The organism is Parafrankia colletiae (genome assembly GCF_001854655.1).
GTDB classification, from domain to species: Bacteria; Actinomycetota; Actinomycetes; order Frankiales; family Frankiaceae; genus Parafrankia; species Parafrankia colletiae.
In genome coordinates, this window is record NZ_MBLM01000133.1 from 51671 (window position 1) to 76282 (window position 24612).

The following is a 24612-nucleotide window of genomic DNA, read 5'->3' on the forward strand; positions in this document are numbered from 1 at the left end:
TCGGCCGCGGGAGGACGGACCCGTCCTCCCGCGGCCGAGTCGCCGGTCGCCGGTGTCAGCGGGAGCGCTTGGCGGTCGCGCGCTCGACGGCGGCCCAGTGTGCGTCGTCCACCCACAGCCGCGCGAACGTCCGGGCTGCCTCCTCGGCCGACACCGGGGCACCGGGACGCCCGATGACATGCTTGATCGCCCGGGCGGGAGCAGTGGTGAGGGAGTGGGCGAGAGCCCGCCAGCCGGCGTCGAAGTCGGCGCGGGGCAGGACCTGGTCGAGCAGGCCGAGGCGCTCGGCCTCGGGCGCGGTCAGGGTCTGGCCGGTGCCGGCGAGGAGCAGGGCCCGGCCCGGGCCGACCAGCGCGGCGAGCCGTTCGGCGCCGCCCCACGCGGGCATGATCGCCAGGGTTGACTGGGTGAAGCCGATTTTGATGTCGTCGGCGGCTACGCGGATGTCCGCCGCCACCGCGACCTCGGCTCCGCCGCCGAGGGCGTGCCCGTTGACGGCGGCGATCACGGGAGCGGGGAAGTCGGCGAGCCGGTCGCAGATGGCGCGCATCCGCAGCGCCATCGCGGCCGCATCGTCCTCGGTCCGCAGGGCCGCGAGCTCCTTGAGGTCGCCGCCGGAGACGAACGCCCGGTCGCCCGAGCCCCGGATGACCAGCGCGCCGGCGCCTTCGGCGGCGTCAAGAGCCTTCTCCAGCTCACCCATGGTGGCCAGCGAGATGGCATTGCGAGCCTCGGGTCGGTCGATCGTGATGACGGCGAGACCGTCCTCACGCTCAAGATCAATCATGGACCCAACTCCACTGTGAGAATATAGTCACCAGAGAATATAATTCTTTGTAATTGAGAGTAGCATTATCGCCCCGCGTGCACGATTGTTTGCGGGGCCGGTAGCCGGGTGGCGGGCAGCGCCTGGTCGGACCAGGTGGCGGCCGGCGGCGTGTCGGCGGTGCGTCAGCGTGTCGAGCGCGTCGGCAGTGCGCCGACGAGAGGTGGAAACTGTCCGGTTGTCCTGGGAGAGTCTGGTGATCGCGGCACAGATCGGAGCTCGTGGCATGCGCACGGTCCCCCCTGACCTGGTCAAGCGGTACGAGTCCGAAGGCTGGTGGACACAGGAGACGCTCGGCGACATTCTCGCCGCGGGGCTGGCGGCCGCGCCGGACGCGGAGTTCCGCATCCACTCGGCGGTCCGGCCGTGGAGCGGCACCTTCGCCGACGTCGAGCGGGTCGCCCGCCGGTTGGCGGCGGGCCTGCGCGCGCGGGGCGTCGGCCCCGGCGACGTCGTGGTGTTCCAGCTGCCGAACTGGATGGAGGCGGCCGCGGTCTTCTGGGCCTCGTCGCTGCTGGGGGCGGTTGTGGTCCCCGTCGTGCACTTCTATGGCCGCAAGGAGCTCGGCTACATCCTGGAGCGCACCGCGCCGAAGGTCTTCGTCACGGCGGAGGGGTTCGGGCGGATGGAGTTCCAGCCCGACCTGTGTGCCGGCGTCCCCGTGGTCGGCGTGGTCGGCCGTGACTTCGACGACCTGCTCGCCGACGAGCCGCTGGCCGGCGTCGTCGCGACGGACCCGGCGTCCCCCGCGGTGATCGCGTTCACCTCCGGAACGACCCGCGATCCCAAGGGCGTCATCCACAGCCACCAGACCCTGGGTTTCGAGACCCGCCAGCTCGCCGGGCTCTACCCGCCCGACCGCGGCCGTCAGCTCACCGCCGCTCCGGTCGGGCACTTCATCGGCATGCTCAACGCGTTCCTGATCCCGGTGCTGGACGGCCGCCCGATCAACCTGGCGGATGTCTGGGACCCGGGGCGGGCGCTGGAGCTGATGCGCACCGACGGCCTCACCGTCGGCGGCGGCGCGACCTACTTCGTCACGAGTCTGCTTGACCACCCCGACTTCACCCCGGAGCACCTGGCCGGGATGAAGTACGCGGGCCTCGGTGGCTCCTCGGTTCCCGCCGCGGTCACCACCCGGCTGGCCGGGCTGGGGATGACGGTGTTCCGCTCCTACGGCAGCACCGAGCATCCCTCGATCACCGGTTCGCGACACACCGCCCCGGAGGACAAGCGCCTGTTCACCGACGGCGACCCGCTGCCGGGGGTGGAGATCCGCCTCGAGCCGGACGGCGAGATCCTCAGCCGTGGGCCCGATCTGTGCCTGGGGTATATCGACGAGGAGCTGACCGCGCAGGTCTTCGACGCCGAGGGCTGGTACCGCACGGGCGACGTCGGCGTGCTCGACGAGGACGGCTACCTCACGATCGTCGACCGCAAGGCGGATTTCATCATCCGGGGCGGGGAGAACATCAGCGCGCTGGAGGTCGAGGAGGTGCTGCTGGCCATGCCGGGTGTCGCGGAGGCCGCCGTGGTCGCCGCTCCCGACGCCCGGCTCGGGGAGCACGCGGCGGCGGTGCTGCGGCTGCAGGTCGGCGCCGCCCTGCCCACGCTGGACGAGGTGCGCGCCCACTTCGAGCGGGCCGGCCTGGCCCGGCAGAAGTGGCCGGAGGAGGTACTCGGGACAGCGGACTTCCCGCGCACCCCCAGCGGTAAGATCCAAAAAGTCGTCCTGCGCCGCGGCCTCGCCCAGCGATAGGCCCTGCAGTCGCGGAGGACCCTGGCGCCGGCGGTAGACATTGCGGCCAGGCGGGTTAGAGAATAGGGTTCTCCTTATCAGTAAGGGAGGATCTCATGCCTACGCGAGTGCCGCCGTACCCCATCTTTGACGCGGACAACCACCTGTACGAGACCGAGGAGGCGTTCACCAAGCACCTCCCGGAGCAGTTCAAGGGTGCGATCCGGTACGTCCAGATCGACGGGCGTACGAAGATCGCGATCCGGGGTCAGATCAGCGAGTACATCCCCAACCCGACCTTCGAGGTCGTCGCCCGCCCGGGTGCGCAGGAGGACTTCTTCCGCCTCGGCAACCCCGAGGGCAAGTCCTACCGTGAGATCATCGGCAAGCCGATGCGCTCGATCTCGGCGTTCCGCGAGCCGAAGTCCCGTCTCGAGCTGATGAACGAGCAGGGCATCGAGCGGACACTGATGTTCCCGACGCTGGCGAGCCTCATCGAGGAGCGCATGCGGGACGACCCGGAGCTGACGCACGTCGTCATCCACGCGCTCAACGAGTGGCTGTACGAGACCTGGAAGTTCAACTACGAGGACCGGATCTTCACCACCCCGGTCATCACGCTGCCGATCGTCGAGAAGGCGATCGAGGAGCTGGAGTGGGTCGTCGAGCGCGGCGCCCGCGCCATCCTGATCCGCCCGGCTCCGGTGCCCGGGTACGGCGGCTCGCGGTCGTTCGGCCTGCCCGAGTTCGACCCGTTCTGGGAGCGGGTGGTGCACCACAACATCCTGGTCGGCCTGCACTCGTCCGACAGCGGCTACAACCGCTACACCCAGGACTGGGAAGGTCAGACCCGCGAGTACCTGCCGTTCCAGCCGGACGCCTTCCGGATGATCGGCCAGTGGCGCCCGATCCAGGACACCGTGGCGGCGCTGGTCTGCCACGGCGCGCTGTCCCGGTTCCCGGACCTCAAGATCGCCGTCGTCGAGAACGGCGCCTCCTGGGTCGCCCCGCTGCTCAGCGAGCTCAAGGACGTCTACAAGAAGTACCCGCAGCAGTTCCTCGAGAACCCGGTCGAGGTCGTCCGCCGCAACATCCATGTCAGCCCCTTCTGGGAGGAGGACATGGCCAAGCTCGGTGAGCTGCTCGGCATCGAGCGGGTGCTCTTCGGCTCCGACTTCCCGCACCCCGAGGGCCTGGGTGACCCGGTGAGCTACGTCGACGTGCTGGAGAACCTCAGCGACGAGGACAAGGCGAAGATCATGGGCGGCAACCTCGCCAGGCTGATCGACGCATGACCTGGGCGACCATCCCGGAGATGGTGCTGAGCGCTGCCGACCGCTTCGGTGCTGCCGAGGCGGTCGTCGACGGTGAGCTGCGCCTCACCTTCACCGAGCTGGTCGGCCGTGTCCGCACGGCCGCAGGCGCGTTCGCGCAGGCGGGCGTCGGCAAGGGTGACCGGGTGGCGATCTGGGCGCCGAACTCCGCCGAGTGGATCATTGCGGCCTTCGGGCTGCTGACCGCCGGCGGCGTCCTCGTTCCGGTGAACACCCGATACAAGGCCGAGGAGGCCAACGACATCCTCACCCGCAGCGGGGCGAAGATGGTCCTGGTGCAGGAGGGCTTCCTCGGTCAGTCCTACGAGGGCGTCACCGCCGTTCCCGCGGTCGACATCAAGTCGGGCTTCCTCGACACGGGCACACCGCTGGAGAAGCCGGTGGTGGTGGACGGCGAGGAGATCGCCGACATCCTGTTCACGTCGGGGACGACCGGGCGGCCCAAGGGCGTCATGATGAACCACGCGCAGACGCTGCGGCTGTACGAGGAGTGGTGCAACCAGGCGGACCTGCGGGAGGGCGATCGCTACCTGATCGTCAACCCGTTCTTCCACAACTTCGGGTACAAGGCGGGGATCGTCGCCGCGCTGATCCGGGGCGCGACGATCGTGCCGATGGCGGTCCTGGAGATGGACCGGCTGCTGGCGCTGATCGAGCGGGAGCGGATCACCATGCTCCCGGGGCCGCCGACGCTCTACCACTCGCTGCTCGCGGCCCAGGGCGACGCGGACCTGTCCTCGCTGCGGTGCGCCGTCACCGGGTCGGCCGACATCCCGGTCGAGCTGATCCGGCGGATGAAGGAGGAGCTGCCGTTCCGGTCGATCATGACCGGCTACGGGCTCACCGAGGCGGGGACGGCGACGGCCTCGCGGCCCGGTGACTCCTTCGAGGACATCGCGACCACGGTCGGGAAGGCCTGCGACGGCGTCGAGGTCTCGATCGCGACCGACGGCGAGGTGCTGATCCGCGGGTACACGGTGATGCAGGGCTACCTCGACGACCCCGTCGCCACCGCGGAGACGATCGACGCCGACGGCTGGCTGCACACCGGTGACCTCGGCACCCTCGACGAGCGGGGCTACCTTCGGATCGTCGGCCGCAAGAAGGACATGTTCATCGTCGGCGGTTTCAACGCCTACCCGGCGGAGATCGAGGGATTCCTGCTGGAGCACCCCTCGGTCGCGCAGGCGGCTGTGATCGGCGTGCCCGACGAGCGCCTCGGCGAGGTCGGCAGGGCCTTCGTGGTCCGGCGCGGGCCGGTCACGGAGGAGGAGCTGATCACCTGGAGCCGGGGGAAGATGGCCGGCTTCAAGGTGCCCAGGTCCGTCGAGTTCCTGGAGAGCCTGCCGCTGAACGCGTCAGGGAAAGTTATGAAGGACCAGCTGCGATAGCCCCAGCTGCCCGAGGCCCAGGCGCGGGCCCGGGGGGGAGCGGTGGAAGCCGCCCGCCGGGCCCGGGGTCGGTGTTGACGTTCCGTCTCCAGAAGGTAACGACACGACGATGAGCGATTCTTTCCAGACCAACTCCGGCCTGCCGGTCAGCGCGCTGTACGGGCCCGCCGACCGCGGGGCCGAACCGCCGGAGCCAGGCAGGTTCCCGTTCACCCGCGGCAACTACGCGTCCGGGTACCGGGGGCGCACCTGGACCTTCCGCCAGTACTCCGGGTTCGGCACCGCCGAGGAGTCCAACAGCCGCTACCGCTACCTGCTCGACCAGGGCGGCACCGGTCTGTCCGTCGCGCTCGACCTGCCGACCCAGTGCGGGTACGACTCCGACGACCCGGAGGTCACCGAGGAGGTCGGCCGGGTCGGCGTCGCCGTCGACACCCTCGCCGACGCCGAGGTGCTCTTCGACGGCATCCCACTGGACAAGATCAGCACCAGCTTCACCATCAACGGCACCGCCGCGATCCTGCTGGCGTTCTACGTGGCCGCCGCGGAGAAGGCGGGGGTGCCCCGGGCGAAGCTGACCGGCACGATCCAGAACGACATCCTCAAGGAGTACGCCTCCCGCGGGACGTGGATCTGGCCGCCGGAGCCGTCGCTGCGCCTGATCGCCGACACGATCGAGTTCTGCGCCGCCGAGGTGCCGCGCTTCAACGCCATCTCGGTCGCCGGCGCGCACTTCCGCGACGCGGGCGCCAACGCGGTGCAGGAGATGGCGTTCACCCTCGCCGACGGCGTGACCTACTGCGACACCGTGATCGAGCGGGGCCGCCTCACGATCGAGCAGTTCGCCCCGCAGGTCTCCTTCTTCTTCTACACCCACGGTGACTTCTTCGAGGAGATCGCCAAGTACCGGGCCGGCCGGCGGCGCTGGGCGACGATCGTCCGCGAGCGCTACGGCGCGACCGCCGACAAGGCGTCGATGTTCCGGTTCGGCTGCGTGGCCGGCGGGGCGTCGCTGTACGCGCCGCAGGCGCAGAACAACATCGTGCGGGTCGCCTACGAGGCGATGGCCTCGGTGCTCGGCGGCGTCCAGTCGATGTTCACCGCCGCCTGGGACGAGCCGTTCGCGCTGCCCAGCGAGGAGTCGGCGACGCTGGCGCTGCGCACCCAGCAGATCCTGGCGCTGGAGACCGGCGTGACCCGCACCGTCGACCCGCTCGGCGGCTCGTACTTCGTCGAGGCGCTCACCGACGCCACCGAGGCCCGGATCATCGAGATCATGGACGACCTCGAGCAGCACGGCGGCATGGTGCGCGCCATCGAGGACGGCTACCTGCAGGGCCTCATCGCCGACGAGGCCTACCAGCTGCACAAGGACATCGAGAGCGGAACGGTGCCGGTCGTCGGCGTGAACCGGTTCGTCGCCGACGAGCCGGCACCCGACCTGGCCACCTACGAGCTCGATGCGGAAGGCCGCGAGCGGCAGCTCAAGCGGCTGGCCAAGGTGAAGGACGAGCGTGACGGCGCGGCCGTGCAGGCCAGCCTCGACGCGCTGGCCCGTGCCGCGGAGGGGACCGGGAACCTGATGCACAACCTGATCGACTGCGCCAACGCCTACTGCACGGTCGGCGAGATGGTCGCCACCCTCAAGGCGGTCTGGGGCGAGTTCCAGCAGCCGGTGGTGTTCTGATGCCGGCCCGGGTACTGGTCGCCAAGCCCGGCCTGGACGGGCACGACCGTGGCGCGAAGATCATCGCGCGGACGCTGCGGGACGCCGGCTTCGAGGTCGTCTTCACCGGCATCCGCCAGCGGATCGAGGACATCGTCACGATCGCGCTGCAGGAGGACGTCGCGCTGGTCGGCCTGAGCATCCTCTCCGGAGCGCACATCGCGCTGACGACCCGCACCGTCGAGGCACTGCGGGCCGCCGACGCCGGCGACATCGCCGTCGTGGTCGGCGGGACCATCCCGCCGGCGGACGTCCCGCGCCTGCTGGAGGCCGGCGCCGCCGCCGTCTTCCCCACCGGCACCCCGCTGGACGAGGTCGTCAGCCGCGTCCGGGAACTGACCGCGGCGTCCACGTCGCCCTGACACGGACCCGTGACGCGAACCCGTGACGGGAACCCCTGACGGGATCGCCTCACGCGAACCCCGGCCGCCTGGCGGCCGGGGGCAGGTGCCATCGAACAACCAGATCGGGAGGGTCCAGTGCGGGTCGGCGTGATGATCGGACCGGAGCGGGGTGACTCCGCGCGCAAGGTCGGGCGGATGATCGACGACGTCCTGTGGGCCGAGGGCGCGGGAATGGACACGGCCTGGATCCCCCAGGTCCCGTCCGACTTCGACGCCCTGATCGCGGTGGCGCTGATGGGTGCGCGCACCGAGCGGATCGAGCTCGGCACCGCGGTCGTGYCGCTGCAGCCGCAGCACCCGGTGGCGCTGGCGCGCCAGACGCTGTCCGCCCAGGCGGCCACCGGGGGGCGGCTCGCGCTCGGCGTCGGCCCGTCGCACCACTGGATCGTGCGGGACATGCTCGGCCTGCCCTACGACAAGCCGGCCGCGTTCACCCGGGACTACCTGCAGGTCCTCAAGGCCGCCCTGAGCGGGCCGGGGCCGGTGGACGTCGAGAACGACACCTTCACCGTCCACAACCCGATGGAGATCGGCCCGGTCGCCCCGCTGCCGGTGTTCCTCGCCGCGCTCGGCCCGGTCATGCTGCGCATCGCCGGCGAGCAGGGCGACGGCACCGTGCTGTGGCTCGCCGACGAGCGGGCCGTCGCCGATCACGTCGTGCCCCGCATCACCAAGGCGGCGGCCGATGCGGGTCGTCCCGCGCCGCGGATCGTCGCCGGCATCCCGGTCTGCCTGTGCGCGCCGCAGGACGTCGACCGGGCCCGCGAGCGGGCCAACCGCATCCTCGGCGAGGCCGAGGTCTCCCCGAACTACCAGCGCCTGCTCGACCAGGGCGACGCGACGAACGTCGGGGACATCGCCGCCGTCGGCGACGAGGAGGCCATCCTGGCCCGGTTCCGCAGCTTCGCCGACGCGGGCGTCACCGACCTGTCCGTGCGCCTGCTGCCGATCGGGGAGAACCGCGACGAGCTCGTCGCCTCCAAGCGCCGGACACGGGAAGTGATCGCCGCCCTCGCGGCGGAAGTGCGTTGAGCGCGGGACCGCTCGCCGGCATCCGCATCCTGGAGGTCGGCCACATCCTCGCGGGCCCGTACGCGACGATGCTGCTCGCCGACCTCGGGGCGGAGGTCACGAAGCTGGAGCCGCCGGGCGGTGACCTCTCCCGGCAGGTCAGCGACGCCTACTTCGCCAGCCTCAACCGCGGCAAGCGCAGCATCCGCCTCGACCTGACCACCGAGGAGGGCCGGGCCCGCCTCGGTGAGCTGGCCGCCGACGCGCACGCGCTGGTGGTCAACCTCAAGCCGTCGGCGATCCACGCCTTCGGCCTCACCTACGAGGCGCTGCGCCGGTACAACGAGAAGATCGTCTGCGTGGCGCTGACCGGCTTCGGGCTGAACGCCGGCGACGACCCGGCGTTCGACTACGTCATCCAGGCCGCCACCGGTGTCGCCGCGCTGACCGGTGACCCCGACGGCCCGCCGACCCTGCCCGGCTACTCCGCGGCGGACAACTCGACCGGCATGACGGCCGCGCTCGCCCTGCTCGCCCAGATCGTCTCCGGCCGCGGCGGGCAGCTGGACGTCTCGCTGCGCGACGTGATGCTCTCCCAGCTCAACTACCGGGCGTCGGCCTACCTCAACGACGGCGTCGAACCGCGCCGGCTGCCGAACGGCGCGCACTCCTACTACGTGCCCGCGCAGCTGTTCCCCACCGCCGACGGCCACCTGGCGCTGTTCGTCACCCACGACGGCTTCTGGAAGAAGTTCTCCACCGAGGCCGGCGTGACGGGTTTCGCGACGATGGCCGAGCGAGCCTCCCGGCGCGAGGAGGTGCTCGACGTCGTCACCAAGGCCCTCGCCGCCGACACGGCCGAGAACTGGGAGAGGCGCCTGAAGCGCCTCGGTGTCCCGGCGGCCAAGGTGCGCTCGCTGCCCGAGGCGCTCGAACGCACTCCGGACATGGTCGTGCAGGCCGGCGACTTCCGGCTGGTCGCCAGCCCGATCCGCGTCGCCGGTTACGAGCCGGAGTACGGCCCCCCGCCACGCCTCGGCGAACACGGCGACTTCACGGGCACGGCGTAGGACGTAGAGGACATACGGGCGGCCGACCTGGTTTCCGGGACCGGGCAGGAGAAGCCGTCGCAGAACTTGCAGAAGGTGCATGCGTCACGCGGCCACGCTACGTGCGCAAGTGGTCTGGTTGCGATGCGCGGCCGGACGTCAGGATGTCGAGGATTTGCTAAACTCCAGTCGTGGACGAGTGGGAGGTCCGCGTCACCGACGAGTTTCTGACCTGGGCCGGCGGGCTCGATCCGAGGTCGAAGGCCCTCGTCGTCGACGCGATTGACCGGCTGGCCGATGCTGGGCCAAGCCTGGGGTGACCGCTGGTCGACCGTCTGGCCGGTTCGGAGATCCACAACCTCAAGGAGCTCAGGCCCGGTTCCGCGGGCTCCTCGGAGATCCGCATCCTCTTCGTCTTCGACCCCTGGCGCTCCGCGATTCTGCTGGTCGGCGGCGACAAGTCGGGCAACTGGTCCGGGTGGTACCGCACGGCGATCCCACAGGCGGAGACCCTGTACGTCGAGTACGTGAAAGAACGGGAAGCCGAGGAGGGCAGCTCATGACCAGGTTTCCCCGGTGGAACGACGTCCGCGCCGGCCTGGTCGCCGACGCCGGCGGCGATCAGGCCCTGTCCGAGGCTCACCGGCGTAATCAGGCCTACATCGACGGCCACCGGCTCGCCGAACGCCGCAGACTTCTCAGCCTGACCCAGGCCGACGTCGCCGAGCGCATGGGTGTCAGCAAGAGCCGGGTCTCCCAGATCGAACGCGGCGAGGTCTCCACCGTCGACGTCATCGCCCGCTACGTCCAGGCTCTCGGCGGACAGATCCAGATCACCGCCGTCTTCGGTGACGACCTCTATATCCTGCGCGGTGCTGACACGCCCGCCGCGTGATGATCACGAGTTGCGCCCGGCATCACCTTGATCAGATCATCTTCGGTCTGCGGGGGCGCTGGACTGGAAGATGACGCGTTCCCCCTCGCCCACGGGTTGCTGGAAGTGGGCGAAGTAGCGTTCCAGGAGGTCGTCGGAGACGGTGACGCTGTTGGCGTCGTCACGCCGGTTGCGGATCGCCAGCCGACGCCRCAGTGTCTCCAGCTCGGCCGGCAGGAAGACAAGCAGCCATCGACATCCGTGGCTCTCGATCACGGCCTTGTAGCGGTCGCGGGTGCTCCGGTTCCAGAAGCTGTAGTCGATGACCACGGGAACCTTCGCCTTCATCAGGCGGATCAGATCGCCCCACAGCTGCCGCTCCGCGGTCGACCTGAGATGCTCGTACTCCGCGGGGTCGAGCTCAGYCGCATCCCGGCCGATCCATTCCCACACCAGCTCGTCGATCGAGAGCCGGRCATAACCGCGACGCTCAAGGGCCCGTGCACAGGTGCTCTTGCCCGAGYCGGACAGGCCGCACATCATCACCACCAGGCCGCGCTCTGTCCCGACAAGGTCCGGGAGAAGATCCGCGCCATCCACCGTGACGAGGCTACAACTCTGCGCGCCTGCCTGAGGCCTGGTCGGGCCGGTGGCTGACGCGGGCACGGGCGACGGCCGGCGAGCAGTGCCGTGGTTGCCCGCTGCCGGACCGGGCCTCGGACGGCCCGGTCGGCGGCGGTCGGGTCACTACTCGTAGCGGACGACCACGGACGCCGAGTCCGGCACGCCCTGGCAGGTGAGGACGTAGCCCTCCTCGACCTCCTCCTCGGTCAGGGCCTCGTTGACGCGCATGGTGGCGCTGCCCTCCTCGAGCTTGGCGATGCAGGTCGCGCAGGTGCCGGACTCGCAGGAGAACGGCGGCGCCAGCCCACCGCGCCGGGCGCTCTCCAGCAGGGTCTCACCGGGGCGGCGCGGTACCGTGATCTTCTTGCGGCGCAGGTGGATCGTGACCGTGCCCTCCAGCTCCGCCGTGGCGGTGGCCGCCGGGTCACCGGCCTCGACCGCGGCCTCGGTGGCGGGCGCGGTGACCGCGGCCGCGCCGAAACGCTCGGTGAAGACCTTCCCCGGCCCGGGGAAGGAGTTCTCGACGAGGTCCATGAAGGGCTCGGGCCCGCAGACGTAGACGTCGGCGTCGGTGTCCTCACCGACGAACGCGGCGACGCCGGCGGCGTCGACGTACCCGCTGTCGGTGTCGAGGTGGCGCACGACGGTGAGCCGGTCCGGGTACTGGGCGACCAGGTCGGCCAGGGCGGTCTCGAAGATCATCGACGGCTGGTCGCGGTCGGCGCACAGCAGCCGGACACTGCGCTTCGTACCGGCCAGCGCGCTCTTCGCCAGCGACAGCACGGGGGTGATGCCACTGCCGCCGCAGAAGCCCAGCAGCGGGACGTCGGTGTCCCGCAGGCAGAAGACGCCGTGCGGCTCGGTGATCTCGACCTCGTCGCCGGGGGAGACGTTGTCGATCAGCCAGTTGGAGACCTGGCCGCCGGGCACCCGCTTGACGGTCGTCATCATCTCGGTGTCGGTCTCCGGGGCGCTCGACATCGAGTACGAGCGCAGCAGCTCCTCACCGTCGATCTGGAGCCGGAAGGTGACGAACTGCCCGGCCCGGTAGGTGAACGGTCCGCTGCTGGGAGCGATGACGAAGGTGCGGGTGTCGGCGGTCTCGCGGATGACCCGGGTGACGGTCGCCCTCTGGAACAGAGGGGGTCTCGGCATCAACGGCCTCCTTCTGGTATGAAGATTCTACTTGGGTGAGAATATAATTTCCGAACGCGAGTGGGGCCGCAGCGGCGCCCCCGTGCGCAGCTGCTTCGCGTGGTGACCTTCCGACCCGCGCGGTGACCGTTCGAGAGGAGCGCCAGTGAGTGAACGGACTGYGCTCGTCTTCGACGAACGGGAGTACAGCCTGGCACGGATCGAGGCGCTGACGGACGGGATGGCCACGGCGCTGGCGAAGCACGGGGTGCGGGCCGGTGAGCGGGTGGCGCTCATGGCCTCGAACCGGCCGGAGTTCGTTGTCGCGGTCCGGGCCGTATGGCGGCTGGGAGCGGCCATCGTACTGCTCAGCCCGTCCTGGAAACAGGTCGAGATCGAGCACGCGCTGGCCATCACCGGAGCCGAGCGGGCGATCGGCGACCAGGAGGCGCTCGGCGCCCTGCTGCCGATGTGGCACCTGGACGAGCCCTTCCCCGACGCCGGCGGCCCGTTCCCCGCCACCGACCCGGACGCCGACGCGCTGCTGGTCTTCAGCTCGGGCACCACAGGCCTGCCGAAGGCCGTCCGGCACACGGGTCGCTCCTTCGCCGCCGCGGTCGGTCACTGGCGCACCGCGCTGGGCCTGACCGCCGCCGACCGGATCCAGATCACCACCCCGCCGTCGCACATCCTCGGCCTGCTCAACATCGTCACCGCGCTGGAGACCGGCGCCTGGCTGCGCCTGCACCGCCGGTTCGACCTGGAGCTGATGCTGCGCGCGATCGAGCGCGACCGGATCACCGTGGAGATGGCGGTCGCGCCGATCGCGCTGGCGCTCGCCTCGCACCCCGCACTCGAGTCGTACGACCTGTCGTCCCTGCGGTACATCATGTGGGGCGCCACCCCGGTCACCGCGAGCGTCGCCGAGACGGTCACCCGGCGCACCGGCGTCGGCTGGGTCCCCGCCTACGGGGCCAGTGAGCTGCCGGTCATCACCTGCAGCCCGCTCGACGGCGCCCGGCTCGACAGCGTCGGGCAGGCGGTGCCCGGCGTGCGGCTGCGGGTCGTCTCGCTGGAGAGCGGGGCGGTGCTCGGCCCCGGGGAGACCGGCGAGATCCAGGCCCGCGCCGACTCGCTGATGGCCGGCTACCTGCCCGCCGAGGCCACCGCCGAGGCGTTCGACGACGGCTGGTACCGCACCGGCGACGTCGGCAGCCTGGACGACGGCGGCTGGCTGCGGCTGACCGACCGGGTCCGGGAGATGGTCAAGGTCCGCGGGTTCCAGGTCGCCCCCGCCGAGGTCGAGGGCGTGCTGCACGCCCATCCCGCGGTGACCGACTGCGCGGTGTTCGGCATTCCCGACCCGGCCGACGGCGAGGCCCTGGTCGCCGCCGTCACGACCAGCGGGCCGGTCGAGGCGGCGGAGCTCGTCTCCTGGGTCGGCGAGCGGCTCGCCTCCTACAAGCGGCCCCGCGAGGTCGTGTTCGTGGCCGACATCCCCCGCCTGCCCTCGGGCAAGGTACTGCGGCGAGTTCTCAAGGAGCGCTGTGACTACTCCGACGGCTGAAGCCGCCGGCTTCTCAGGCCGCCTGCGCGGCCTGAAGGGCCAGCCCGGCCCGGAGGATGTTGACGGCCGCGTTCACGTCCGCGTGCGCGGCATGCCCACACGCAGTGCAGGCGAACACGGCCTGCGTCCTGCGGTTGTCGGCATGGCAGTACCCACACACCGCACAGGTGCGGGAAGTGCGGGCGGGGTTCACCTCGACGACGACCCGCCCGGCGCTTTCAGCCTTGGCGTGCAGCACGGCGAGGAACACCCCCCATCCCGCATCGAGAATGCTCCTGTTCAGCCCGGACTTGGCGGCCTGCCCGTTGGGCAGGAACACCCCGGGCCGGTCGGGGATGGGCCTGGCCCGGCGGGTCATGTTCCCCACCCGCAGAGCCTCCACCACGATCAGATCGTGCCCACGGATCAGCCCGAGAGCCGTCTTGTGCGCGAAGTCGAGTCGCTGTCGGCGCACCCGGGCGTGCACCGCGGCGACCCGGGCCACCGCCTTCCGCCGCCGTGCCGAGCCCCGTTTCTTCCGCGCCAGCTGCCGCTGGGCGCGGGTGAGTCGGCCGGCCGCCGCGGCCAGGTAGCGGGGGTTGCCGGCGTGCCGGCCGTCGGAGAGGGCCACCAGCGACGCCACCCCCAGATCCACCCCCACCGCTACCCCGGTGCCCGGCAGCGGCTGGGCGGGTACGTCGTCGCAGGACAGGGCCACGTACCAGCGGCGCCCCTCCCGCGTGACGCTGATCGTTTTGACGGTGCCCCGCACCAGCCGGTGCTGGTGGACCCTGACGTGGCCGATGCCCTGAAGCCGGACCCGGGTCTGGGTCGGATGGTCGGGTTGAGAGTCCCAGCGGCAGCCGTCACCATCCTTCGGCCAGGTCACCGTGTGGAACCAGCCCATACCCCTGAACCGGGGATAGCCCGGGGTCTGGCCGGCTTTCACCCGGCGGAAGAACGCGGCGAACGCCCTGTCGAGACGACGCAGGGTGGCCTGCTGAGAGGAGAACGACCAGCGTGCCTGATCCGGGTCGGCCGCGCGGATCTCTTTGAGCTGGGCAGACTGGTCGCCATAGCGGACCGTGGTTTTCGACGGATGCCGGTAGGCGGCACGGCGTTCCTCCAGGCCCGCGTTGTACAACACCCGATGATCGTCGAGCATCGTGGTGAGGGCTGTGGCCTGCCTGACCGTCGGACGAAGCAGGAACTTGTACGACCGCCTCACCGGCGGCACCGTTCGGCACACGGCCTGGCGGAGAGGAACACACAGCCGGCAGCGTTGATCGAGACGCCGGTCCCAGCGGCGTACTCCTCGGCCTGCGGCCTCGACTCCGGACAGACACGGAGATCAAGCGACACGCGGGGCGATCCTGCGATCACAACCACCACACTACCCGAACGGGTGTGCGAACGGATGTCAGCCTCCCTGTGCGCGACCGGCGTGCCGGTCGCGGCCCGTAACGGATTCCCCCGTCGCCTGAAGGCGACAGTCCCCTCCGGAGGTCATTGATGGACGTACGTCTGACCACTGAGCAGCGCGAGCTGCGCACCGCGGCTGCCCGGCTGGCCGACGACCTCGGCCCGGGATCCGTCCTCGACCTCGACGACACCGAGCGGGTCGAGCGCCTGGAGAAGGCGGTCGCGGCCACCGGCTGGCGGTCGCTGCGCACCGACGGCGCCTCCGGCGTCGAGGTCGCCCTCGTCGTCGAGGAGTTCGCGCGGGGCCTGGTGGACGTCCCGTTCCTCGGCCCGGTGCTGGCCGACGACCTGCGGGCGAAGCTCGGCGTGGAGGGGGAGCCGACCGCTCTCGCCGTCGGCGAGGAGGCGGTGGACGCCCGCGGTCTGGGCACGGCCCTCGGTGTGCTCGGGACCAGCGCCGGCATCGCGGGCGCAGGGACTGTCGGCATCGGCACCGTCGGGGTCGGCGAGCCGGTGTTCGGGATCGATCTCACCCGGACCAGCGCCGCGGTCACCGGGGCGTTCGAGCCCGTCGGTGAGATCCCGGCGGAGGAGGTGCAGCGCTGGGAGGCGCTGGCCCTGGTCGTCACGACCGCGGACATCCTCGGCGCCGCCCGTGGCACGTACGCGCTGGCCTGCGACTACGCCAAGGTCCGCTCCCAGTACGGCAAGACCATCGGCTCGTTCCAGGCGATTGCCCACCTGCTCGCCGAGAGCCTGGCGCTGATCGAGGGCTCGGTCAGCATCCTGCGCTACGCCGCCTGGGCGGTCGACGAGCAGGAGCCGGCCGAGGCGCTGCGGGCCGGCCGGTTCGCCAAGGTCTACACCGAGCGTGCGGCCCGCACCATCTGCGAGACCTCGATCCAGGTGCACGGCGGCATCGGCAACACCTGGGAGTGCCTCGCCCACGTCTTCCTGCGTCGCGTGCTGACGTCCGGCGCGCTGCTGCCCGTCTCTCTGGAGGAGATCAGTCTTGGACTTTCGTGATTCGCCGGAGGAGGCCGCCTTCCGCACGCGGCTGCAGGACTGGCTGGGCGAGAACGCGAAGAAGTTCCCGACCTCGGGGGACGAGTACTGGGCCAAGGCAGCCGAGTGGCACCAGGCCCTACACGCCGGCGGGTTCTTCGGGACGTCCTGGCCGAAGGCCTACGGCGGGCAGGAGCTGCCCCCCGTCTACGACGTGATCGTCGACGAGGAGCTGGCCCGCGCCGGCGCCCCGGCCCGGCCGAGCCTCGGCTACCTGGTGATCGGCCTGGGCCGGCACGGCAGCGAGGAGCTGCGGCAGCGCTTCCTGCCCGGAATGATCAACGGGACGGAGCGCTGGTGCCAGGGGTTCAGCGAGCCCGGTGCCGGCTCCGACCTGGCCTCGCTGACCACCACGGCCACCCTGGAGGGTGACCACTACGTCCTGAACGGCCACAAGATCTGGACGAGCTACTCCGACGACGCCGACTGGTGCCTCGTGCTCGCCCGCACCAACCCGGACGTCCCGCGACACAAGGGCATCTCCGGGTTCATCGTGAACATGCACCAGCCTGGCATCGAGCAGCGCCCGCTACCGATGATCAGCGGCGTGACCAAGGAGTTCGGCCAGGTCCTGTTCGACGGGGCGACCGTGCCGGCCGACCAGATGGTCGGCGCGCCCGGCGAGGGCTGGAAGCTGGCCATGACGGTCGTCAGCCACGAGCGGGAGCCCTCCACCCTGGGGTTCACCGCGCGGTACGGCAAGACCGTGCGCAACCTGGTCGCGCGCCTCGACGGGGATCCGTCCGAGTCGCTGCGGTGGGCCTCCGTGCAGACCGAGATGCTCCGCCTGCACGTGCGGCGCCGGCTGTCCGAGCAGCTCGACGGACTCAGCCACGGCCCGGACGGCTCGCTCGACAAGCTGCTGATGACCTGGGTCGAGCAGTCGGTGGGCCACGCCTCGCTGGACGCGGGGGGCACCCGCGACCCCGAGCTGCTGGGCACCTACCTGTACAGCCGGTCCCAGAGCGTCATGGGCGGGACGTCGCAGATCCAGAAGAACATCATCGCGACCCGGATCATCGGCCTCGAGGCCTGACCGCGCCGGCCGGGGCCCCGGTGTGACACCGGGACCCCGGCCGGGYCGTGGGGTGCCGAAACCTACTTCGGCGGGAAGCGCAGCGCGCCGTCGAGGCGGATGACCTCGCCGTTGAGGTAGTCGTTGACGATGAGCTGCTCGGCGAGCAGCGCGTACTCGGGGGACTGCCCCATGCGCTTCGGGAAGGGGATCTGCGGGCCCCAGTAGGCCTCCAGCTTGTCGCCGGCCTTGCCGTAGGCAGGCGTCAGGATGGTGCCCGGAGCGATCGCGTTGACCCGGATGCCCAGCGGCGACAGGTCACGCGCGGCGACCAGCGTCATCGAGATGACGCCACCCTTGGCGGCCGCGTACGCGATCTGACCGATCTGGCCCTCGAAGCCGGCGATCGACGCGGTGTTGACGATGACGCCCCGGGTGCCGTCCTCGAGGGGCTCCTCCTGGGCGATGGCGGCAGCCGCCAGCCGGGTCACGTTGAACACCGCGGTGAGGTAGTACGTGACGGTCGTCTGGAAGGTGTCCAGGCTGTGCGGCGAGCCGTCCTTGCCGACGAGGCGGCCACCGCCGGCCGGGCCACCGTGGGTGTCGACCGAGATCCGCAGCGGGCCCAGCGTCTTCGCCTCGGCGATCGCGGCGAGGATGTCCTCCTCGGAGGTGGCGTCCACGTGGACGTAGCGGATGCCCAGCTCGGCCTCCAGCGCCTTGCCCTTCTCGTCCGCGACGTCGGCCACGACGACCTTCGCGCCCGCGGCGTGGAGACGACGGACGGTGGCCTCGCCGAGGCCGCCGGTGCCACCGACGACGAGGGCGGAGTTTCCGCTGATCTGCATTAACGTTTCCCTCTCTTGCTAGTCATGCTCTCGATCTGGAACACTAACATTCTCATGAATGCGATCCCGATCAATAGAGCGGTGCCTTACGGCAGTTGTCGTTCCCGGTTCTCGTGGGACTGTGTCGCGACGCGGCCGTTGATGCGGCCGACGGTCCGGCCGCGCGCGGCGGGTTCGTGCCCCGGCCGGGTCGGCGCAGCCCGATGACCATTCTGGAGACTGTGGCCGCCGCGCGCGCAGGTTCACTGCGCGCGGTCGGCCGGTTGCTCACCATGGTCGAGGGTTCCGGGCGCGACGAGCTTCTCGCGGTGCTGGAGCCGGCGCCGATCCGGGTGCTGGGGGTGACCGGCCCGCCCGGCGCAGGGAAGTCGACCACGATCGGCGCGCTGGTCGGGGCCTACCGGGAGCGCGGGCTGCGGGTGGCGGTGCTCGCCGTCGACCCGTCGTCGCCCTACAGCGGCGGGGCGCTGCTCGGCGACCGGATCCGGATGRCCGCGCACACCACCGACACGGGTGTTCTGATCCGCTCGCTGGCGGCCCGCGGCCACCTGGGCGGGCTGTCCGCGGCGGTGCCCGCCGCCGTCCGGGTCCTCGCCGCGCTGTCCTACGACCTGGTACTGCTGGAGACCGTCGGGGTCGGCCAGTCCGAGATCGAGATCGCCGCGGTCGCCGACCCGACGCTGGTCGTGCTGACGCCCGGCGCCGGCGACGCCGTCCAGGCCGCCAAGGCGGGCCTGCTGGAGGTCGCCGACATCATCGTCGTGAACAAGGCCGACCGCGAGGGCGCCGACCAGACCGTCCGCGACCTGCACCAGGAGATCGACGTCCCCGTCCTGACCCTGGTCGCGTCGAAGGGGGAGGGGATCGCCGCCCTGGCCGAGGCGATCGACGCCCACCACCGCACCGACACGCCGGCCAGGCGCACGGCCCGGGCGCACGCCCAGATCCTGTCGCTGGCGCAGACCCGCCTGCGCGAGCACCCCGATCTGGCCGGCCTCGCCGACGAGGTGGCCGCCGGCCGGCGCGACCCCTACTCGGCGGCCGAGCTTCTGGTCAGGACGTCGCGGAGCCGTTAGACGTCGCGGAGCCGTTAGCGGTGTTGTTCGCGGAGCCGTTGAAGCCGGTCAGGCAGAATGCCCAGACCTCGTCGGCGGTGATCGGATGAGCGTGCTCACCCGCGGCGACACCGTTTGACTGCGAAAGGAACATCGCGGTCTGCATCACCATTGCCGCCGCGCGGCGCGGCCGGAGATCGGAACGGAGCTGACCGCTCGCCGCCGCCCGGGTCATCATTTCGGTGATCACGGCGAGCAGCGGGGCGTGTGCCACCTTCACCTCGGCCGGATGCGAGATCAGCAGCTGCGGCGCGAAGTCGGTGAACAGCGGCCGGCGCTGCCGGGCCTGATCGGAATGGCTCTGCTCGAACAGGAGACGGACGGCGATGCGCAGCTGGACCAGTGGGTCGGGCTCGTCGGCGGCGGCCTCGCTGATCTCCTCGGCGGACTCGCTGAGCGCGTTCTCGAACAATGCGAGCAACAGCTCGTGCTTGCCGCTGAAGTGCTGGTAGAAGCTACGCAGCGACTGGCGCGACCGGTCCACGACCTCCTGTACTGTCAGGTCGAGCGAGCCCTTCTCCGCGATGATCGCCTGGGCCGCGTCCAGGAACTGGACGACGCGCTGCTCGGCGCGGAGCTTGGCGGCCCGCGTGGAGCGCTCGACGGCGCGCTGCTTCCAGGCCGGCTCTTCCTTAGGCATGGTCACGGGCAGCTCCGTCTTCTGGGCCATGTTCAGAACGTACTGCACGGCTGCCGGTACATCCGGCCAACCGTGGTGGTAGGCCACACGTACTGGCTACGAGACCGTGGTTTCGGTCGGCGAGAATGGTATTCTCGCACCAGTTCGCCCCGAACGGCTACAGGCGGGTCGGACCTTACCTGGAACCTGCAAACCGACTCTGGGATGTTGGGAACGTCGGCGGGGGGGCGTCGGTCCCGGGCCGTGCCCGATCCCACCGCGGGTGGGCGCACGTCCAGGTGCGGTACACGACGGGGTGCATCTACCGCGAGGAGCCGATGTGACGTTCTTCCGAGGAGCCGGGCATGCTCTTTGAGTTCGACTCCGACCAGCGGCTGTGGCAGAAGACGGCTCGGGAGGTCCTGACCCGGGAGTGCCCGCCGGAGCTGGTCCGCGCGGTCGCCGACGACGGTGCCGATCCCGCCCCGCTGTGGCGTACCTACACCGGCCTCGGCTGGACGGAGCTGGTCGAGCCCGGTGAGGCCGTCGAGCTGGCCATCCTCCTCGAGGAGCTCGGCCGTGCCGTCGACCCCACCCCCTTCCTCGCGACGACCACCTGGTTCGCGCCGCTCGCGCCCGGTGTCGCCGAGCCCGGGCAGACCGGCTCCGCCGTGCTGGACGGCGTCACCGCCCACCGTGACCGCGACGGCTGGGTCCTGCACGGCTCGGCGCGTCACGTCCTGGACGGCGACCGCGCCGACTGGCTGGCCGTGGTCACCGAGGCCGGCGTCTTCGCCATCCCCGGCTCCGAGGCCGTCGTGACCAGGCTGCCGGTCTTCGACCCCACCCTGCACGTCGCCAGTGTCACGCTGCCCGGCGTCCGGGTCGCCGCCGACGCGCGCCTGGCCGTCGACCCGCGCCCGGCGCGGGACCTGGCCCTCACCGGGCTCGCGCTCACCATCGTCGGCGCCTGCCGCCGCATCCTGGACCTCACGCTCGACCACATCCGCACCCGCGAGCAGTTCGGCGCGCCGATCGGCTCCTTCCAGGCCGTCAAGCACAAGGCCGTCGACATGCACGTCGCGCTCGAGCGGGCCCGCGCCCTGGCCTACTTCGGTGCGCTGACGATCGCGGCAGACGACCCGCGGCGCCGCCGCGCCGCGTCGATGGCGAAGGCGGCGGCCGGTGAATGCCAGTCCGTCGTCGTCCGCAACGGTCTGCAGCTGTTCGGCGGCATGGGCTTCACCTGGGAGAACGACCTGCAGTTCGCGCTCAAGCGGGCGGTGGCGGGCGAGCTGCTGCTCGGCGGGGCCGCCGAACACCGGGCACTGATCGCCGAGGAGTACCGTGCAGCTCACATTTGACGCCGACGTCGAGAGCTTCCGCGCCGARTTCGCGGCCTTCCTCGACGCGAACCTGCCCACCGAGGCCGAGACCACCGAGCGTGCCTACTCCAGCGCCCACGTGCCCGACTGGGCCCGGCGCTGGCAGYGGCTGCTGTTCGACGCCGGTTGGCTGCTCCCCGGCAACACCCCCGAGTTCGGCGGGCGGGGCGCCTCCATCGTCGAGCAGTACGTGCACCTGGAGGAGCTCAGCCGGCGGCGGATCTACCACAGCTTCAACCCGCAGGGCCTCGGCATCATCGCCGCCTCGCTGCTCTCCTTCGGCTCCGAGGAGCAGAAGCGGCGCTGGGCGGTGCCGATCCTGCGCGCCGAGATCACCGCGGCGCTCGGGATGAGTGAGCCCGGCGCCGGGTCCGACCTCGCCTCGCTGCGCACCCGCGCCGTCCTCGACGGGGACCACTTCGTCGTCAACGGCCAGAAGATCTGGACGTCCGGCGCGCACGACGCCGACGTCCTGCTGACCTTCGTACGGACCGACCCGGACGCGCCGAAGCACAAGGGGATCAGCGTGCTGCTGATCCCGACCGACACCCCCGGGGTGACCCGCCGGCCGTTCGGCTCGGTGGTCGACCGTGACGACGTCGACTTCAACGAGGTCTTCTTCGACGACGTCCGGGTGCCCGCCGAGAACCTCGTCGGCGCGCTCAACAACGGCTGGCACGTCGCCAACGGTTCGCTCGGGCACGAGCGGACCCTGCTGTGGCTGAGCTTCGCCGAACGGCTCGAGGACCTCGCCCGCGACTTCCACCCGAGCGACGTCCTCGGCGCCGACGCCTACGCCCGCCTCGTCATGGACCTGCAGGCCCTGCGCCTGCTCGGCTCGGCGGCGCTGGCCCGCGCCGCGCGCGGCGAGCAGGACGTCGCCGCGCTGTCGGTGCTGAAGCTGCTCGGCTCGGAGGCGGTGCAGAAGGCCTCGGAGCAGGCGATGGAATCCGCCGGGGCGGACGCACTGGTCCATCCGGTGGTGGCCGCGCCGTACGCTCACCTGAGCCTCGAGGCCTTCTCGTCCGGGTGGTTCGAGCGCTACCTGCGCTCCTTCTCCGGGACCATCGCGGGAGGCACCTCGGAGATCCAGCGCACGATCATCGCCGAGCGGGTGCTCGGACTGCCCCGGAGCTGAGGAGCTGGTGTGTACATCGACTACGACGTCGCCGACCGGATCGCGACGATTACTCTCAACCGCCCTGAAGCGGCGAACGCCCAGAACGCGGAGCTCCTCGAGGAGCTCGACCAGGCCTGGACGCGTGCTGCCACCGACAACGACGTCGCCGTCATCATCCTGCGTGCCGAGGGGAAGCACTTCTCGGCGGGCCACGACCTGAAGTCGAACGAGCCCGTCCCCGAGAAGATCACCCTCGAGGACATCTACCGGATCGAGGCGCGCCGCTACCTCGAGTTCTCGCTGCGGTGGCGCAACGTCCCGAAGCCGTCCATCGCCGCGGTGCAGGGCCGGTGCATCGCCGGCGGGCTGCTGCTGGCGTGGCCGTGTGACCTCATCATCGCGGCGGACGACGCGCTGTTCTCCGACCCGGTCGTGGCCATGGGCATCGGCGGCGTCGAGTACCACGGCCACACCTGGGAACTGGGCCCGCGCAAGGCCAAGGAGATCCTGTTCACCGGCCGGGCCGTGACCGCGACCGAGGCCGAGCAGATCGGCATGGTGAACCGGGTCGTGCCCCGCGCCGAGCTGGACACACAGGCCCGTGCGCTCGCCGAGCACATCGCGACGATGCCGAGCTTCGGGCTGCGCCAGGCCAAGCGCGCGGTCAACCAGACGCTGGACGTCCAGGGCTTCTACGCGGCGATCCAGTCCGTGTTCGAGATCCACCAGACCGGGCACGGCAACGCGCTGAGCGTCGGCGGGTGGCCGGTGCTGGTCAACCTCGACCAGATGAAGACGGCGATCAAGAAGGCCGACTAGCCGCCCGCTTCCGCGGTCCCGGGCGCCCGGCGCCAGTGCCGCCCGGGACCGCGTCGCCCGGGACCGCGTCCACAGCTCCAGCCCCGGGCCGTCCCCCGCAGGGGGGTTGCTGGCCGCCAGGGTTTCCCAACGCGTCCCATCGCACGGGCTGCCGGGCAGGGCCTCCGTCCCGGCCGGCAGCCGTGCGTCCCGCCAGGCGTCATCCGGACGCTGCTGGCTCAGCCCGAGGAGGCCGCCATGACCGCAACAGACGAGCGGGAACGTCACGGCGCGACGGGAGGCGGCCGGCGCCCGATGGAGGGACTGCTGGTCGTCGGGCTGGAGCAGGCCGTCGCCGCTCCGATCGCCACCCGCCACCTGGCCGACATGGGCGCCCGGGTGGTGAAGGTCGAGAATCCCCGCGGCGGAGACTTCGCCCGCCACTACGACGAGGCTCTGAACGGCATGGCCGCCCACTTCGTCTGGTGCAACCGCGGCAAGGAGTCGCTCGCCCTCAACTGGACGGACCCCCGCGGCGCCGAGGCGCTGGAACGCCTGCTCAGCCGCGCCGACGTCCTCATCCAGAACCTGGCGCCCGGCGCGGCGAGCCGGCGTGGCCTGGCCGCCGAGCAGGTCACCGCCCGCCACCCGCGGCTCGTCGCGGTCGACATCTCCGGCTACGGCGAAGGCGGCCCGCTCTCCCACAAGCGCGCCTACGACCTGCTGGTGCAGTCCGAGGGCGGGTCCTGCGCGATCACCGGCGAGCCCGGGCGGCCGGCGAAGGCCGGCATCCCCCTCGTCGACCTCGCCACCGGCATGTACGCCCTGACCTCGGTGCTCGCCGCCCTCTACGCCCGGCGGGAGACCGGGCGCGGCTCGGCGATCGCGGTCAGCCTCTTCGACGTCGTCACCGAGTGGATGGGCTACCCGCTCAACTTCACCATGGGCACCGGCGTCGAGCAGGAGCCGGCCGGCGTCGGCTCGCCCGCCGTCGCACCCTACGGGGCGTACCCGACGGCAGACGGGCAGACCGTCGTCCTCGGCACCACTAACGACGGCGAGTGGCAGCGGCTGGCCCGGCAGGTCCTCGGCCGCCCCGACCTCGCCGACGACCCGGCCTACGCCGGCAACGCCGACCGGGTCCGCGAGCGCACCCAGCTGGACACCGTGATCTCGGCCTGGTCGAAAAGCCTCACCCTGGCGCGGGCGCAGGAGATCCTCGACGAGGCGGGGCTCGGCAACGCCCGCCTCAACAGTGTCCAGGAGGTCCTCGACCACCCGCACCTCGTCGCCCGGGACCGCTGGCAGGACGTGGCCACCCCCACCGGCACCGTGCGCGCACTGCTCCCACCGCCGATCGCGGCCGAGTGGTCCCCGCCGATGGGCGCGGTGCCCGCGCTCGGGGAGCACACCGACGCCGTCCTGGCCGAGCTCGGATACTCGGCGGACGAGATCGTCGCCCTCCGTGCCGACAAGGTGGTTTGACGGCGCGTCCATTGGCGGTGGAAGTCCCTCCGCAGCCATTTCCGAGTGGCCGGGTCGACATCACCCGCGGAATCGCACGGTCG

General features: G+C 71.1%; 22 protein-coding genes and 1 pseudogene. 17 read left to right on the forward strand and 6 right to left on the reverse strand.

Annotation, left to right across the window (positions count from 1 at the left end):
* Positions 1-55: 55 nt before the first annotated feature.
* Entirely contained in the window at positions 56-787 is a 732-nt protein-coding gene (locus tag CC117_RS22105; protein WP_071087179.1) for an enoyl-CoA hydratase/isomerase family protein, read from the reverse strand.
* A 265-nt stretch (positions 788-1052) separates the two neighbouring features.
* Between CC117_RS22105 and CC117_RS22110 the strand changes: the two genes are divergently transcribed.
* From CC117_RS22110 to CC117_RS22150, 9 genes and pseudogenes are all read left to right on the forward strand, one after another.
* The gene (locus CC117_RS22110; RefSeq protein WP_071087245.1) at positions 1053-2585 is read left to right on the forward strand and encodes an AMP-binding protein; all 1533 of its coding nucleotides are present in this window, start codon (positions 1053-1055) and stop codon (positions 2583-2585) included.
* A 95-nt stretch (positions 2586-2680) separates the two neighbouring features.
* The gene (locus tag CC117_RS22115; protein ID WP_071087181.1) at positions 2681-3859 is read left to right on the forward strand and encodes an amidohydrolase family protein; all 1179 of its coding nucleotides are present in this window, start codon (positions 2681-2683) and stop codon (positions 3857-3859) included.
* Entirely contained in the window at positions 3856-5289 is a 1434-nt protein-coding gene (locus CC117_RS22120; RefSeq protein ID WP_071087183.1) for a FadD3 family acyl-CoA ligase, read from the forward strand. The genes CC117_RS22115 and CC117_RS22120 overlap by 4 nt, the downstream gene beginning before the upstream one ends.
* Before the next feature lie 109 nt (positions 5290-5398).
* A complete protein-coding gene (locus CC117_RS22125) occupies positions 5399-6976 on the forward strand; it encodes a methylmalonyl-CoA mutase family protein (protein WP_071087185.1) in 1578 nt (525 codons plus the stop codon).
* Entirely contained in the window at positions 6976-7377 is a 402-nt protein-coding gene (locus tag CC117_RS22130) for a cobalamin B12-binding domain-containing protein (protein ID WP_018637466.1), read from the forward strand. Before CC117_RS22125 ends, CC117_RS22130 begins: the two co-directional genes overlap by 1 nt.
* 117 nt (positions 7378-7494) lie before the next feature.
* Positions 7495-8451, forward strand: a complete 957-nt coding sequence (locus CC117_RS22135; protein ID WP_071087187.1) for an LLM class F420-dependent oxidoreductase — start codon at positions 7495-7497, stop codon at positions 8449-8451.
* Positions 8448-9500: a CaiB/BaiF CoA transferase family protein gene (locus tag CC117_RS22140; RefSeq protein WP_071087188.1), complete on the forward strand. Its 1053-nt coding sequence runs from the start codon at positions 8448-8450 to the stop codon at positions 9498-9500. The genes CC117_RS22135 and CC117_RS22140 overlap by 4 nt, the downstream gene beginning before the upstream one ends.
* A 170-nt stretch (positions 9501-9670) precedes the next feature.
* Positions 9671-10042, forward strand: a pseudogene (locus CC117_RS40630) (type II toxin-antitoxin system RelE/ParE family toxin).
* Complete coding sequence (locus tag CC117_RS22150; RefSeq protein WP_071087191.1) at positions 10039-10374, forward strand: helix-turn-helix domain-containing protein; 336 nt, start codon at positions 10039-10041, stop codon at positions 10372-10374. The pseudogene CC117_RS40630 and the gene CC117_RS22150 overlap by 4 nt, the downstream one beginning before the upstream one ends.
* 36 nt (positions 10375-10410) lie before the next feature.
* On the opposite strand, the gene CC117_RS22155 is transcribed toward CC117_RS22150, so the two are convergent.
* Entirely contained in the window at positions 10411-10893 is a 483-nt protein-coding gene (locus tag CC117_RS22155; protein ID WP_241830317.1) for an AAA family ATPase, read from the reverse strand.
* Between the two features lie 207 nt (positions 10894-11100).
* On the reverse strand, positions 11101-12132 hold the full coding sequence (locus CC117_RS22160; protein WP_071087195.1) for a ferredoxin--NADP reductase: 1032 nt from the start codon (positions 12130-12132) through the stop codon (positions 11101-11103).
* Between the two features lie 145 nt (positions 12133-12277).
* Between CC117_RS22160 and CC117_RS22165 the strand changes: the two genes are divergently transcribed.
* A complete protein-coding gene (locus CC117_RS22165; RefSeq protein ID WP_071087197.1) occupies positions 12278-13678 on the forward strand; it encodes a class I adenylate-forming enzyme family protein in 1401 nt (466 codons plus the stop codon).
* A gap of 13 nt (positions 13679-13691) precedes the next feature.
* Here the strand turns inward: CC117_RS22165 and CC117_RS22170 are convergent, their stop codons facing one another.
* The gene (locus CC117_RS22170; protein ID WP_071087199.1) at positions 13692-14885 is read right to left on the reverse strand and encodes an RNA-guided endonuclease InsQ/TnpB family protein; all 1194 of its coding nucleotides are present in this window, start codon (positions 14883-14885) and stop codon (positions 13692-13694) included.
* A 284-nt stretch (positions 14886-15169) separates the two neighbouring features.
* Here CC117_RS22170 and CC117_RS22175 point away from each other — a divergent pair, with 284 nt between their 5' ends.
* Positions 15170-16105, forward strand: coding sequence for an acyl-CoA dehydrogenase family protein (locus tag CC117_RS22175; RefSeq protein WP_071087201.1), 936 nt, complete (start codon positions 15170-15172; stop codon positions 16103-16105).
* Positions 16092-17180 (forward strand): acyl-CoA dehydrogenase family protein, encoded by a 1089-nt coding sequence (locus tag CC117_RS22180; protein WP_071087202.1) that lies wholly within the window; start codon positions 16092-16094, stop codon positions 17178-17180. The genes CC117_RS22175 and CC117_RS22180 overlap by 14 nt, the downstream gene beginning before the upstream one ends.
* A gap of 62 nt (positions 17181-17242) precedes the next feature.
* Here the strand turns inward: CC117_RS22180 and CC117_RS22185 are convergent, their stop codons facing one another.
* Entirely contained in the window at positions 17243-18007 is a 765-nt protein-coding gene (locus tag CC117_RS22185) for an SDR family NAD(P)-dependent oxidoreductase (RefSeq protein ID WP_018637457.1), read from the reverse strand.
* Between the two features lie 203 nt (positions 18008-18210).
* On the opposite strand from CC117_RS22185, the gene meaB reads away from it, so the two are divergent.
* On the forward strand, positions 18211-19083 hold the full coding sequence (meaB, locus tag CC117_RS22190; protein ID WP_071087247.1) for a methylmalonyl Co-A mutase-associated GTPase MeaB: 873 nt from the start codon (positions 18211-18213) through the stop codon (positions 19081-19083).
* On the opposite strand, the gene CC117_RS22195 is transcribed toward meaB, so the two are convergent.
* Positions 19061-19792 (reverse strand): TetR/AcrR family transcriptional regulator, encoded by a 732-nt coding sequence (locus tag CC117_RS22195; RefSeq protein ID WP_084132576.1) that lies wholly within the window; start codon positions 19790-19792, stop codon positions 19061-19063. The genes meaB and CC117_RS22195 overlap by 23 nt on opposite strands.
* 314 nt (positions 19793-20106) lie before the next feature.
* Between CC117_RS22195 and CC117_RS22200 the strand changes: the two genes are divergently transcribed.
* The 4 genes from CC117_RS22200 (at position 20107) to CC117_RS22215 (ending at position 24529) form a co-directional block, all read left to right on the forward strand.
* Positions 20107-21105 (forward strand): acyl-CoA dehydrogenase family protein, encoded by a 999-nt coding sequence (locus CC117_RS22200; protein ID WP_071087205.1) that lies wholly within the window; start codon positions 20107-20109, stop codon positions 21103-21105.
* Positions 21089-22264: an acyl-CoA dehydrogenase family protein gene (locus tag CC117_RS22205; protein ID WP_071087207.1), complete on the forward strand. Its 1176-nt coding sequence runs from the start codon at positions 21089-21091 to the stop codon at positions 22262-22264. The genes CC117_RS22200 and CC117_RS22205 overlap by 17 nt, the downstream gene beginning before the upstream one ends.
* Before the next feature lie 9 nt (positions 22265-22273).
* Complete coding sequence (locus tag CC117_RS22210) at positions 22274-23065, forward strand: enoyl-CoA hydratase (RefSeq protein ID WP_071087209.1); 792 nt, start codon at positions 22274-22276, stop codon at positions 23063-23065.
* Positions 23066-23302: 237 nt separating this feature from the next.
* Positions 23303-24529, forward strand: coding sequence for a CaiB/BaiF CoA transferase family protein (locus CC117_RS22215; protein WP_071087211.1), 1227 nt, complete (start codon positions 23303-23305; stop codon positions 24527-24529).
* Positions 24530-24612: the final 83 nt, after the last annotated feature.

Excerpts from the sequence above, each read along its gene's own strand:
- CC117_RS22105 (WP_071087179.1), bottom strand. The coding sequence starts at position 787 with ATGATTGATCTTGAGCGTGAGGACGGTCTCGCCGTCATCACGATCGAC.
- CC117_RS22110 (WP_071087245.1), top strand. The coding sequence starts at position 1,053 with ATGCGCACGGTCCCCCCTGACCTGGTCAAGCGGTACGAGTCCGAAGGC.
- CC117_RS22115 (WP_071087181.1), top strand. The coding sequence starts at position 2,681 with ATGCCTACGCGAGTGCCGCCGTACCCCATCTTTGACGCGGACAACCAC.
- CC117_RS22120 (WP_071087183.1), top strand. The coding sequence starts at position 3,856 with ATGACCTGGGCGACCATCCCGGAGATGGTGCTGAGCGCTGCCGACCGC.
- CC117_RS22125 (WP_071087185.1), top strand. The coding sequence starts at position 5,399 with ATGAGCGATTCTTTCCAGACCAACTCCGGCCTGCCGGTCAGCGCGCTG.
- CC117_RS22130 (WP_018637466.1), top strand. The coding sequence starts at position 6,976 with ATGCCGGCCCGGGTACTGGTCGCCAAGCCCGGCCTGGACGGGCACGAC.
- CC117_RS22150 (WP_071087191.1), top strand. The coding sequence starts at position 10,039 with ATGACCAGGTTTCCCCGGTGGAACGACGTCCGCGCCGGCCTGGTCGCC.
- CC117_RS22160 (WP_071087195.1), bottom strand. The coding sequence starts at position 12,132 with ATGCCGAGACCCCCTCTGTTCCAGAGGGCGACCGTCACCCGGGTCATC.
- CC117_RS22175 (WP_071087201.1), top strand. The coding sequence starts at position 15,170 with ATGGACGTACGTCTGACCACTGAGCAGCGCGAGCTGCGCACCGCGGCT.
- CC117_RS22185 (WP_018637457.1), bottom strand. The coding sequence starts at position 18,007 with ATGCAGATCAGCGGAAACTCCGCCCTCGTCGTCGGTGGCACCGGCGGC.
- CC117_RS22195 (WP_084132576.1), bottom strand. The coding sequence starts at position 19,792 with ATGGCCCAGAAGACGGAGCTGCCCGTGACCATGCCTAAGGAAGAGCCG.
- CC117_RS22200 (WP_071087205.1), top strand. The coding sequence starts at position 20,107 with ATGCTCTTTGAGTTCGACTCCGACCAGCGGCTGTGGCAGAAGACGGCT.
- CC117_RS22215 (WP_071087211.1), top strand. The coding sequence starts at position 23,303 with ATGACCGCAACAGACGAGCGGGAACGTCACGGCGCGACGGGAGGCGGC.